Genomic DNA, 12,050 nt, shown 5'->3' with positions numbered 1-12,050 from the left:
GGTGGGCCGCCGCTCGCCGGTTCCCGGCGGGCCCGCCACCCGGAGCGGATCCGGGGTGCGGTCAGGACAGGCGGGAGCGGTGGATCGTGGTGAGGCCGCCGTCCTCGTCGGCGCGCTGCAACGCCACCACCGCGTGCTCGCCGTCGGCGTCGAGCACGCCGACCGCGTTGCCGAAGTACGGTCCCGCCGTCTTCCGCCAGGTCAGCGGCAGCGGCGGCACTCCGAGCCGCCTGCCCAACGCGCGGAACAGCGCGGCCAACGGCCGCGCCCACGCCATCCGCAGCGGTGCCACCAGGTGCGGGGGAGCGGCGTTGTGCAGCGGGGAGCACGTCACCTGCACGACCCGGGACCGGGTCGCCGGGGCGTACGCCGCTTCGGCGACGTAGCTGTGGTGCACGTCCCCGGACAGCACGGACACCGAGGCGGAGCCGGGCCGGTCCGCGGCGGCCCGCAGCAGCTCGGCGAGCCGGTCGAAGGACTCGCCGAACGCGGCCCAGTGCTCCAGGTCGCCCGCCTGCCGCGCCCGTTCGGCGAGCTTCGGCCACCGGCCGCGATCGGTGCACGCGGCCTCGTTCCACGCCTGCAGGTGGTGCACCGCGTGCGGGAGCAGCCAGGGCAACGAGGAGGCGATCACGACGTGTTCCGATGGCTCCGCGGCCCGCCCGGAGGCGTTCGCCCCGCCGCCGCGCCGGGACTCGTCGGCCGGGCCGGGTCCGTCCCGCCGGGTGTCGAGGCCGTGCGTCGATCCCGCACCGCTCGCCGTCGCGGCACCGCCCCCGATCGCCGCCGGGCCGCCGCTCCCGGTGGCGCGGGCGTGCTCCGGTCGCGAGCCGTGCGCCGGATCGAGCCGCAACTGGGTGCGCAGCCAGTCGAAGTCGACGTCCGAGAGCATCGCCCGGCTGCCGCCCTCCAGGATCCGGCCCGCCCGGGTGTCCAGCACGATCAGCCGCAGCGCGCCCAGGTCTCGCCGGTAGCTCCACCGCACGTCCTTGTACCGGCCGCGCGGACCGCCGACCTCGTCCGCGGTGCCCGGGGTGCGCAGCTCGGTGTCGGCGGCCGCGGCGAACTCGCGCAGCACCGGTAGCGCGTCCCCGGCGCGACCCGCGGCGAGCACCGCCCGGTAGGTGGGGTCCGCGTCCAGGTCGTCCGGGGAGAGGTTGCCGATGTGCTGGTACACCCAGTAGCCGACGAGGGCGCCGAGCAGGCGTTCCCGCCACCAGGGCTGCGCGGCCATCGCGGTGCGCCACTCCAGCGAGGTGTTCCAGTCGTCCCGGACGTCGTGATCGTCGAAGATCATCATGCTGGGCACGGTGGACAGCAGCCAGCGCACCAGCGGATCGCCCCAGGCGTGCCGGTACAGGACCGCGTACTCCTGGAAGTCGACGATCTCCTCGCCGGGCGGCTCGGTGAGGTCGCGGTGCGCCGCGATCTCCCGCTGCACCTGCGGTGCGGTCTGGTCGGCGTACACCTGGTCGCCGAGGAACAGCATCGCGTGCGGCCAGTCCCGCTCCGGGGTGTCCATCAGCCTGCGGGCGCAGGACTCCAGCGCGTCCGGCCCCAGTGCTCGGCGGCGGCCCGCGTCCTCGGTCGGGCCGAACCGGCAGGAGCCGAACAGCAGCCGCGCCTTGGCGGCGGGCGGCACCGTGCGGATCCTGCTCGGCGGATGGGTGTCGCCCGCGGCGGGCCACAGCACGGCACCGCCCACCCGCACGTCGTAGGGGGTCGAGGTGCCCGGCCGCAGCCCGCGCACCGCGACCAGCGCGTAGTGGTGCCCGCCGACCTGGAACGTCGCGGCCGTGGTGCCGAGCACCTCGACCGTGCAGGCCTCGTCCAGTTCCAGCCACACCGTCGCCGAGGTGTCATCGGTGTAGCGGAGGATCGGCCCCAGCACCACATTCGTCACGCGCCCTGCATACCGCACGGGGCGGCCCGGTGAAAGCGGTCGTGCGCCGGGAGTTCCGCGCTGATCGCCGAACGACGTGCCCGCGGCCGCGAACCACGCCACCGGGCCGTCCGGCCGGGCTCGCGGCGGTGCGCCGGCACCGCCCGATCAGCCGCGGGCCCCCGCCGCGGTCGCCGGGCGCCGCAGGTCCGTTTCGAGCTCCTCCAGGCTGCGCCCCCTGGTCTCCGGGACCAGCCGCACGCTGAACACCAGCGCGCCGACGTTGAGCGCGGCGAACACCCAGAACGTGGCGCTGCCCCCGATCGCCGCCACCATCGGCGGGAACACCAGCGCCACCGCGAAGTTCGTCAGCCACAGCACCAGGACCGCCACGCCCATCGCGAAGCCGCGGATCCGCAGCGGGAACAGCTCGGTGATCATCAGCCAGGTCACCGTGCTCACGCTGCTCTGCTGGAAGGCCATGTACACCACCATGATCGCCAAGATCGCGTAGCCCGCGCGGTTGCCGCCGGCCGGGAGCAGGAACGCCAGGCCCAGCAGCACCAGGCAGCTCGTCACCCCGGCCTGCCCGGTGATCAGCAGCGGTCGCCGACCGACCCGGTCCATCAGCAGCAGCCCGACCACCGCCGCCAGCACCGAGATCACGCCGATCGAGATGGTCGCCGCGATGGAGGCGACCTCGCCCAGCCCGGTCCGGGCCAGCAGCATCGGCGCGAAGTAGACGATCGTGTTGACGCCGGTGATCTGCTGCAGCACCGCCAGCCCGATGCCGATGAAGAACACCCGGCGCAGCCACTTCGAGCGCAGCTCGCGCCAGCCCCGGCCGGTCGCCCGCTGCTCGTGGGCGGCGGTGATCTGCGCGAGCTCCCGCTCGGCCTCCTCGGGCGACCGGCCGCGGTGCAGCACGGCGCGGGCCTGCTCCAGCCGCTGCTGGCCCGCGTACCACCGCGGGCTGTCCGGCAGGAACAGCATGCCCACGCCCAGCAGCACCGCGGGGATGGTCGCGAGCCCGAGCATCCAGCGCCACGCCCCGGCTTCCGCCAGCAGCGCGTTCACCACGTACGCCAGCAGCTGCCCGGTCACGATCATCAGGCCGTTGAACGTGACCAGCCTGCCCCGCACGCGCGCCGGAGCCATCTCGGAGATGTACAGCGGCACCACCACCGAGGCCGCACCGACCGCCAGCCCCAGCACCACGCGGGAGAGCACCAGCACCGGCACGTCCGGGGTCAGCGCCGAACCGAGCGTGCCCACCACGAACACCACGGCCGACCCGATCAGCATCGGCCGCCGACCGGCCCGGTCCGCGATCCGGCCGCCGGCCAGCGCGCCCGCGGCGGCGCCCAGCAGCAGCGCGCTGGTCACCAGGCCTTCCAGGAACGGCGTCAGACCGAAGTGCGGGGTCATGAACAGCAGCGCCCCGGAGATCACCCCGGTGTCGTAGCCGAACAGCGCGCCGCCGAGCGCCGAGACGGCCGCCACCAGCAGGACGAACCGCTTCGCCCTGCGCGTCCCGGCGAGTTCCGCCTGCTCGTCGTCCGGAACCATCGCTCTCCGTCCTCACCGTCGGGCCGAGTGCTCGGCGGCCTTCCTCCCCACGAACACCGAGGATCCGCGGGCTCTCGTGCTCGCCCTCGCGAACACGGTCATGGTGCCGTTGAAGCCTTGGTCGCGGAGCGCGGCCCGCCGATCGTGCTGCCGACGTCCCGGTGCCGGTGCGCCCGGGATGGGTTGACGGGGCGGCCCGGGCCGGCGGCCCGGCACGGCACGGTGCGGGCTCCCGCACGCGCGGCGAGGTCGGCACCGCCCCGCCGACCCGGTGCGAGCGCCGGAGCGGCCCGGGAGGATCCCGCGGAGCACCCGATTTCCGCGGAACGTCCGGTTCCGGTGCGGTGAAGTGCCGCGAGTCCTGGGCTTTCGTCACCCGTAGCGGTTACCGTGGACGGCAGCACGGTGCGCCGGCGATGAGCTGGCCGTGCCGGTCCCAGGGCGCCACCTAGGCCGAGCACGGCTGTTCCGGATGGCCACAAGGGAGGGGCGGTTCGCCGCCTCGGCCATCCGCGTGGAAAGGCCCGCTGACTCCAGAGTCAGCGGGTTTTTCGCGTTCCGGGCCAGGTCACCGGTGGTGCCCGGACCGCGGGTTGCTCATTGCTTGGGCATCACGACCCACAGCGCCACGTAGATCAAGAACTGCGGCCCGGGCAGGATGCAGGAGACCACGAACAGCAGCCGGACCAGACCGACGTTCCAGCCGAAGCGCTGCGCGATCCCCGCGCACACCCCGGCGATGAGAGCCCCGTTCCGGGGACGTTGCAGAGCGGTCGTCATACCGGTGGGGTTCCCCGTCGGGCCCGGCACCACGCCTCGGGTTCGGGTGCGCGTCGGCGGGACGCGTGCTGGGCTGGGCTGATGGCCGGTGAGCAGGTGTCCGAGGAGCTGCTGCAGGAGCTCTACCAGGGGGATCCGGCGGAGTTCGTGGCTGTTCGCAACGAGCGGGTGCGGGCCGCCCGGGAGGCCGGTGACGAGGAGCTCGCTCGGTCGATCGGTGGGTTGCGCAAGCCGACGACCGCGGCGTGGGCGGTGAACCGGGTGGCCGCCGAGCACCCGCGTCGCGTCGCGGAACTGGTCGAGCTGGGCGACGAGTTGCGCGCGGCGCAACGCGAACTGCGGGGGGAGGAGATCCGGCGCCTGGGCCGGCGGCGCGCGGACCTCGTCGCGGACCTGACGGCGCGCTCGGCGCAGGTGGTGGAGCGCGGCGGCAAGCAGCTGGCGGAACAGGCCCGCAGGCAGGTGGAGAGCACGTTCGCGGCGGTCGTCGCCGAACCGGAGTCGGCGCGCCGGGTCCGGGCGGGCACGCTCAGCGGCGCACTGGAGCACAGCGGGTTCGGCTTGGACGAGCTGTCCGTGGCGGCGATGCGCAGCACCACGGCACGGCACCGAGGCGGAACCGGTCCGCGACGCGGCGGTGCGCAGCGCGCCGCCGACCGCCAGGGGACCGCGGGTGCCCCGCGCCGGACCGAGGGGCGGTCCGGTCCGGGAGGAGCGCGGGACGCGGCGGCGGATCGGCCGGACGCCCGCACCGCGGACCGCGCGGCCGGTGATCAGGACCGGACGACGGGCACCCGGAAGAGGCGGGGCGGCGCGGCGCAGGACCGCCCGGCGGAGGAACCCGCGCCGAAGCGCGGCGGCCGGACGGGGCGCCGGGCGAAGGGCGTTCCGGCGGAGGAGACCACCCCGGAGCGCGGCGCGGCGGAGGGCGGCACGAAGCGGCCGGCCTCGAAGCGCGCACCATCGCGGGGCGGATCGGCCGAGGCCGTCACCGCGGATTCCGCGGCGGAGGCCGGCCGCGACGACGTCGACGCTGCCCCCGAGGAACGCGCCGCGCCACGCCACCGCGGACGCCGTACGGGACCGAGCCGGACTCCGCGGGTCGAGCACCGCGCCCGGGGCGGCTCCGCGAACCGGCCGTCCTCCGGCGCGGACACCGGCACCACGGCGGATCGGGAGGAAGCCGGTGGTACCGGTTCGGAACGTGCCTCGCGCCCGCAGCGGCGGGCGTCCGACCGGGCGACTTCGACGCGGAGCACGGCGGACCCGGCCGACCCGACGCGGCAGGCCGGGCAGGACCAGCGCCGGTCCGAGGACGACAAGCGCCGGTCCGGGGACGAGCAGCGCCGGTCCGGGGAGGACCAGCGCCGGTCCGAGGACGAGCAGCGCTGGGCCGAGGACGACCTCCGCCGGGCCGAGCAGGACCGGGACCGGCTGGAACGCCGCCGGGACGAGCTCCGCGCCGAGCTGGAGGAGCTGACGGACCGCCTGCGCGACACCAAGCGGCGGGTGACCCGCGCTCGGCGGAAGCGGGACGCGACACGCCGACGCGGCGCCGCGCACCGAGATCGCTGAACAGGGGCAGTGGTTTCACCGGGACGGTGGGGGAACCGCGCGATGCCCGACACGTTTCGTGATCGTTCCGGGCGCCTCGCCCGGGCATCGCGACGCCCCTCGTCCCGAGCTCCGCGCCCATCGCGTCGCGGGCACCTCGGTGCCGGGTTGAGGTGGACGCCGCGCACGTTCCGGTCGTTCGGCACCCGACCGGCGCTGCTGACACCCTGACCCGGTGCCTTCCCGTCGGCTCCGGGTCGCGGCGGCGCTGCTGGTGGTGGCGGCGGTCGCCGCGCTGGTGTGGGCGAACCGCCACGAGCTGCCCGCGGCCGGCCGGGCGTTGCGGGACGCGGACCCGCGGTGGCTGGCGGTCGGTGCGGGAGTGCTGCTGGTGTGGATCGCGAACTGGGTACTGCTGCACGTGGCGGCGCGGCGCGTCACGGGGGCGGGCGGCTACCACGAGTTCGCGGGGCTGCTGCCGGTGACGGTGGCGTCGATCGCGCTGAACCTGGCGGTGAAGTCGGGGAACGTGGCGGGTGTGGCGGCGTTCTCGTTGCACGCCCGCGGGCGCGGGACGGGCGACCAGGGGCGCGTCACGGGTGCCTACCTGGCGGCCGCGCAGACCGCCGAGGTGGGTTTCGTGGTGACGCTGGCGGCGGGCCTGGCGGTGGTGTGCTGGGACGGCAGGCTGGAGCGCGCGGAGGTCGTCGCCACCGTGCTGTTCTCCGCCGGGCTGCTGGCCAGGGTGGTGGCGCTGGTGGCGGCGGTGCGCAGCCGGGAGGTGCTGCGCCGGGTGTGGGCGTGGCCGGGGCGGTTGCTGGACCGGGTGCTGCGCCGCGAGCCCCGGGCGCGGGACACCGAGGCCGCGGACGACTTCTACGCGGCGGTGGCGGCGATCCGCGCCCGGCCGTGGACGGCGCTGCCCGCGGTGTGCTTCGCGGTGCTGATCGACGTGCTGGGCGCGGCGGTGCTGTGGGCGTCGATGGTGGCGGTGGGCGCCGGGGACCGGCCGCTGGTGGCGCTGGTCGCGTACGCGGTGTCGACGTTGTTCGGGATCGTCGGCGTGCTGCCGGGCGGGGTGGGGTTCGTGGAGGTCGGCGCGGCCGCGGCGCTGGCGTCGTACGGGATCCCGGTGGGCGTGTCGGCGGCGGCGGTGCTGGTGTTCCGGGTGTTCGTGTTCTGGTTGCCGTTGGCGCTGGGCGGGGTGCTGGCGTGGCGGCTGCGGTCGTCACCCGGTTAGCCGAACCGGTCGCGCAACGCGGCCCGGAGGGGCCGACTGGCTGATCTTGAACGGGCCCGTGCACTTATCATGTCCGCGCGGTCGTGGCCGGCCGATCGCTTACGGTGGACGGAGTTTCGTGCGCGGGGTCGACTACTACGAGCTGCTGGGCGTGGAGCGCTCGGCGTCCAGCGCCGAGATCAAATCCGCGTACCGGACGTTGGCGCGGACCATGCACCCGGACGTCGGCGGCACCGCGGGCACCTTCCGGTTGTTGCAGCAGGCGTACGAGACGCTCAACGACCCGGTGCGCCGCGCCGACTACGACGGCGGTGGTGACGGCGAGGAGGAGCAGCAGGAGCCGCGGCCGGGACCCAAGCGCACGCCGTCCCGGCGCTGGGTGTACCGGCCGGGGCAGCGCCGCGACTTCGGCGACGACCCGGACTTCGCCCCGGCCGCCCCGGACCTCAGTCCCGCGGACATCCCGTGGTGGGACGAGGTGGACCCGGCGGAGCGGGTGGTGTACCTGCCGGTCACCGCGCCGGACCGGACGGCGGCGCTGGCGATGGCGGGCGGCTGGGTGCTGCTGGCGGCGGCCGGCCTGCTGGTGGGGCTGAGCGGGGTGTTGCTGGGCGTGTGGCTGGCGCTGCTGGTCTCGGCCGGGGTGGTGGTGCTGGTGCTGCTGCGCCGCCTGCTGGAGGCGCACCGCACGGACCGGTTGTTCGAGGCGGAGAACCGGGGCCGGGTGTTCGGCGGCACCGCCGAGGAGGAGGTCGCCGCGGACGCGGTGGTCAAGCAGCGGTCCGCGGAGTTGCTGGCCGACCACCTCACGCGGCTGCCGGGGGCGCGGATCTTCCACGGCGTGGCCTGGCCGGGTTCGGTGTTCGCGGACGTCGACCACGCGGTGCTCTGCGGCAGGCGGCTGGTGCTGGTCGAGTCGAAGCGGTGGCTGCCCGGCCACTACGAGGTGGACGAGGACGGCGAGGTGTGGCGCAACGGCCACGTGTTCCGCGGCGGCACCACCCGGCTCGGCGAGGGCGTCGCGGCGTTCGAGGCGCTGCTGCCGGAGGTCGAGGTGCGCGGCGTGCTGCTGCTGTACCCGAACCGGGCCGGCGAGGTGAGCGTCGGCGAGTCGGACGCGGAGGCGCCGGTGGAGCCGCTGACCCCGGAGGGCTTCGTCCGCGAGATCGGGGAGTGGCTGGCGGCGGAACCGGCCGCGGTGGACCGGGACGCGTTCGCGATGGTCCTCGCCCAGGTGGTGACGCGCTGAACCCCACCGCCCCGGATTCGCCCTGATCAGGCGAAGTTCATCGCGGCGTGGGGTGCGGTTCGTTGCCGGGCGGCGCGGGTACCTGGAACGTGGAGCGCACGGTCCCAGCTCCCGCCAGATTCGAGGTTCTCGCGCGATGGTCACCACCGAATCCACCGCCCACCAGGAACGGGCTCCGCTGCTGGCCGGGCGCCGGGGTTGGGCGCCGCAGCTGTCGGTGTACGTGTTCATCCTGCTGCCGTTCCTGGCGCTGCTGGCCGCGGTGCCGCTGGCGTGGGGCTGGGGGCTGAGCTGGTGGGACGTGGGGTTGGCGGCCGGCTTCTACGTGTTCACGATCCTCGGGGTGACGGTGGGCTTCCACCGGTACTTCACGCACGGCGCGTTCCGGGCGAAGCGCTGGCTGCGGGTCGCGCTGGCGGTGGCGGGCAGCATGTCGGTGCAGGGCCCGGTGATGCACTGGGTGGCGGACCACCGCAGGCACCACGCGTTCTCGGACCGGGAGGGCGATCCGCATTCGCCGTGGGCGTTCGGCACGTCGCCGTGGGCGTTGGCGCGCGGGTTCTGGCACGCGCACATGGGGTGGCTCTTCGAGCGGGATCTGACGAACCGGGAGCGGTTCGCGCCGGACTTGATGGCCGACCGGGACATCGTGCTGGTGCACCGGTTGTTCGGGCCGCTGACGCTGCTGACGTTGCTGCTGCCCGCGGTGCTGGGCGGCGCGGTGACGGGCACCTGGTGGGGGGCGTGGACGGCGTTCTTCTGGGCTGGGCTGGTGCGGGTGGCGTTCCTGCACCACGTGACGTGGTCGGTGAACTCGATCTGCCACCTGATCGGGGAGCGACCGTTCAAGAGCCGGGACAAGGCGGCGAACTTCTGGCCGCTGGCGCTGCTGAGCATGGGTGAGTCGTGGCACAACCTGCACCACGCGGATCCGACGTGCGCGCGGCACGGCGTGCAGCGCGGGCAGATCGACGTCTCGGCCCGGGTGATCTGGTTGTTCGAGCGGTTCGGCTGGGCGTCGCACGTGAAGTGGCCGACGCCGCGGCGGCTGGCCCGGCTGAGCCGGGGCGCGGCGGACTGATCGACTGCCCGGCCGGAGGGCGTGCCGGGCGGCGGCATTCCCGGTTCCGCGAGTTGGGATTCCCGTCCCGGCTGGTTGACACCCCGTTCGAGCCGGTGTTGCGATGGTTCCGTGCTCCCGGCCCTGTTCACCAAGCGACGCCACGTGGATCTGCTGCGTGTCGCGGCGCAGGGGTGTCGTTCCCGCAGCTGAGCCGGTCGTGGCGCCCCACCGCGGATGACTGATCACTCCACTGTGGACTGCCCCGGCTCGATTCCCACCTCGAATCACCGGTCACTTCCGTGAGGAGAACGCGCGTGTCCACCGTCCTGGTCATTTCCGGCAGCCCCTCGAAGACCTCCAAGACCGAACGCGTCGCCGAGCACCTGGCCCGCAGGCTCACCGCGTCGGGACGCCGCGCCGAGCACCTGCGGCTGCGCACCCTGCCCGCCGAGGCGCTGCTGAGCGCGGACACCGCCCACCCGGAGATCGCGGAAGCGGTGGCGAAGGTCGGCCGCGTCGACGGCATCGTGCTCGCGACGCCGACGTACAAGGCCGCCTACTCCGGGCTGCTCAAGGTGTTCCTGGACCTGCTGCCGCAGTTCGGGTTCACCGGCAAGGCGGTGCTGCCGCTGGCCACCGGCGGCAGCCTGGCGCACGTGCTGGCGCTGGACTACGGGCTGCGCCCGGTGGTGAGCTCGCTGGGCGCGCGGCACGTGGTGCAGAGCTTCTTCCTCATCGACAAGCACCTGACCGTCACCGGCGACGACCTGGCGATCCACGAGGACAGCTCCGGCCCGCTGGCCGACGTCCTGGAGCAGTTCGAGAAGGCGCTCGACGGCGTCCCCCACGGCACCGTCCTCGGCCGGACCGCGTAGTCCCGCCCGGCGGTGGGGCCCTGCGCGGGGCGAGGGCGCGGACCCCCGATGAGCGGGGATTAGGATCGCAGTCCTTATGAGCGCCACACTCGTCGCGAAGGGGCTCGCCGCAGGTCACGGCGAGCGCGTCCTGTTCTCCGGCCTGGATCTGGTCGTCGCCCCTGGCGACGTGGTGGGCCTGGTCGGGGTGAACGGCGCGGGCAAGTCGACGCTGCTGCGGATGCTGGCCGGACTGGCGCCCGCGACGGACGGCTCGGTGCGGCTGAGCCCGCCGACGGCGACGATCGGCTACCTGCCGCAGGAACCGGACCGGAACCCCGGCGAGTCGGTGCAGGCGTTCCTGGCGCGGCGCACCGGGGTGGCGGCCGCGCAGCGCGAGCTGGACGCGGCGACGGAGGCGCTCACCGAGGGCGCGGCGGGTTCGGACGACGCCTACAGCACCGCGCTGGACCGCTGGCTGGCGCTGGGCGGCGCCGACCTCGCCGAGCGCGCCGAGGACGTGGTCACCGAGATCGGCTTGGACGCGGCGCTGGAACAGCCGATGACGAGCCTGTCCGGCGGCCAGGCGGCCCGCGCGGGCATGGCGTCGCTGTTGCTGAGCCGCTACGACGTGTTCCTGCTCGACGAGCCGACGAACGACCTGGACCTGGGCGGCCTGGAACGGCTGGAGCGCTTCGTCGCCGAGCTGCGCGCGGGAACGGTGCTGGTCAGCCACGACCGCGAGTTCCTGGCGCGCACCGTCACCCGGGTTGTGGAGCTGGACCTGGCGCAGCAGCAGGTGCGCTCGTTCGGCGGCGGTTACGCGGCCTACCTGGAGGAGCGCGAGGTCGCGCGCAGGCACGCCCGCGAGCAGTACGACGAGTACGCCGACACCCGCGCCGCGCTGGAGTCCCGGGCCCGCTCGCAGCGCTCGTGGATGGAGAAGGGCGTGAAGAACGCCCGCCGCAAGGCCTCCGACAACGACAAGGTGGGCCGCAAGTTCCGCAGCGAGGCCACCGAGAAGCAGGCGGCGAAGGCGCGGCAGACCGAGCGCCTGATCGAACGCCTCGACGTGGTGGAGGAACCCCGCAAGGAGTGGGAGCTGCGGATGAGCATCGCCGCCGCGCCCCGCTCCGGCTCGGTGGTGGCGACCCTGCACGGCGCGGTGCTGCGCCGCGGCCCGTGGTCGCTGGGGCCGGTGGACCTGCAGGTCGACTGGGCGGACCGGGTGGCGATCACCGGCGCGAACGGCGCCGGGAAGTCCACGTTGCTGGCCGCGCTGCTGGGCCGGGTGGCGCCGGACGAGGGCCGTGCCGCGCTGGGCTCCGGCGTGGTGGTCGGCGAGGTGGACCAGGCGCGCGGGCTGTTCTTCGGCGGCGAGGCGCTGCTGGACGCGTTCGCCGCGCAGGTGCCGGACTGGCCGACGGCCGAGGTGCGCACGCTGCTGGCGAAGTTCGGGCTGGTCGCCGCGCACGTGCTGCGTCCGGCGGACACCCTCTCGCCGGGGGAGCGGACGCGGGCGGCGCTGGCGCTGCTGCAGGCGCGCGGGGTGAACCTGCTGGTGCTGGACGAGCCGACGAACCACCTGGACCTGCCCGCGATCGAGCAGCTGGAGTCGGCGCTGGCGTCGTACACCGGCACCCTGCTGCTGGTCACGCACGACCGCCGGATGCTGGACGCGGTGCACGTGACGCGGCGGTTGCAGGTTGACGATGGTCGAGTCGTGGAGCTCTGAGGCGGCGGAACCTCACTGCCAGTCGTTCCACTTCTGCCGTGTAGCACGGGTGTGGCGGAACCTCAGCTGCTTCCTCGCTGCGGGATCGTTTTCACCGGTGGCTCCGCCACAGGAGAAAACGCTG

Annotated in this window: 9 protein-coding genes; 6 read left to right on the top strand and 3 right to left on the bottom strand. The window is 74.4% G+C overall.

Annotated elements, in window-relative coordinates; genetic code table 11:
* Positions 1-61: 61 nt before the first annotated feature.
* The 3 genes from LCD35_RS14720 to LCD35_RS14710 all read right to left on the bottom strand — a co-directional run bounded on the left by LCD35_RS14720 (position 62) and on the right by LCD35_RS14710 (position 4,231).
* Positions 62-1,903, bottom strand: coding sequence for an alkaline phosphatase D family protein (locus LCD35_RS14720; RefSeq protein ID WP_224958225.1), 1,842 nt, complete (start codon positions 1,901-1,903; stop codon positions 62-64).
* Positions 1,904-2,050: 147 nt separating this feature from the next.
* Positions 2,051-3,451, bottom strand: coding sequence for a sugar porter family MFS transporter (locus LCD35_RS14715; RefSeq protein WP_224958228.1), 1,401 nt, complete (start codon positions 3,449-3,451; stop codon positions 2,051-2,053).
* 597 nt (positions 3,452-4,048) lie between these two features.
* Positions 4,049-4,231 carry a PspC domain-containing protein gene (locus tag LCD35_RS14710; protein ID WP_224958229.1) on the bottom strand — a complete coding sequence of 61 codons (183 nt, stop codon included), beginning with the start codon at positions 4,229-4,231 and terminating at the stop codon, positions 4,049-4,051.
* Between the two features lie 81 nt (positions 4,232-4,312).
* Here LCD35_RS14710 and LCD35_RS14705 point away from each other — a divergent pair, with 81 nt between their 5' ends.
* The 6 genes from LCD35_RS14705 (at position 4,313) to LCD35_RS14680 (ending at position 11,926) form a co-directional block, all read left to right on the top strand.
* Complete coding sequence (locus LCD35_RS14705; RefSeq protein WP_225044340.1) at positions 4,313-5,806, top strand: hypothetical protein; 1,494 nt, start codon at positions 4,313-4,315, stop codon at positions 5,804-5,806.
* 214 nt (positions 5,807-6,020) lie between these two features.
* On the top strand, positions 6,021-7,025 hold the full coding sequence (locus LCD35_RS14700; protein ID WP_224977891.1) for a lysylphosphatidylglycerol synthase transmembrane domain-containing protein: 1,005 nt from the start codon (positions 6,021-6,023) through the stop codon (positions 7,023-7,025).
* Positions 7,026-7,143: 118 nt separating this feature from the next.
* Complete coding sequence (locus LCD35_RS14695) at positions 7,144-8,274, top strand: DnaJ domain-containing protein (RefSeq protein ID WP_224958232.1); 1,131 nt, start codon at positions 7,144-7,146, stop codon at positions 8,272-8,274.
* A gap of 136 nt (positions 8,275-8,410) precedes the next feature.
* Entirely contained in the window at positions 8,411-9,355 is a 945-nt protein-coding gene (locus LCD35_RS14690; RefSeq protein ID WP_224958233.1) for an acyl-CoA desaturase, read from the top strand.
* A gap of 296 nt (positions 9,356-9,651) precedes the next feature.
* Complete coding sequence (gene ssuE, locus LCD35_RS14685; RefSeq protein ID WP_224958234.1) at positions 9,652-10,212, top strand: NADPH-dependent FMN reductase; 561 nt, start codon at positions 9,652-9,654, stop codon at positions 10,210-10,212.
* A gap of 76 nt (positions 10,213-10,288) precedes the next feature.
* Complete coding sequence (locus LCD35_RS14680) at positions 10,289-11,926, top strand: ABC-F family ATP-binding cassette domain-containing protein (RefSeq protein WP_224958235.1); 1,638 nt, start codon at positions 10,289-10,291, stop codon at positions 11,924-11,926.
* Positions 11,927-12,050: the final 124 nt, after the last annotated feature.

It is taken from the genome of Saccharopolyspora sp. 6V, assembly GCF_020176785.1.
Taxonomy (GTDB): domain Bacteria; phylum Actinomycetota; class Actinomycetes; order Mycobacteriales; family Pseudonocardiaceae; genus Saccharopolyspora_C; species Saccharopolyspora_C gregorii.
The sequence above is the reverse complement of the archived record's forward strand: the minus strand, read 5'-3'. Positions and strand labels throughout refer to the sequence as shown.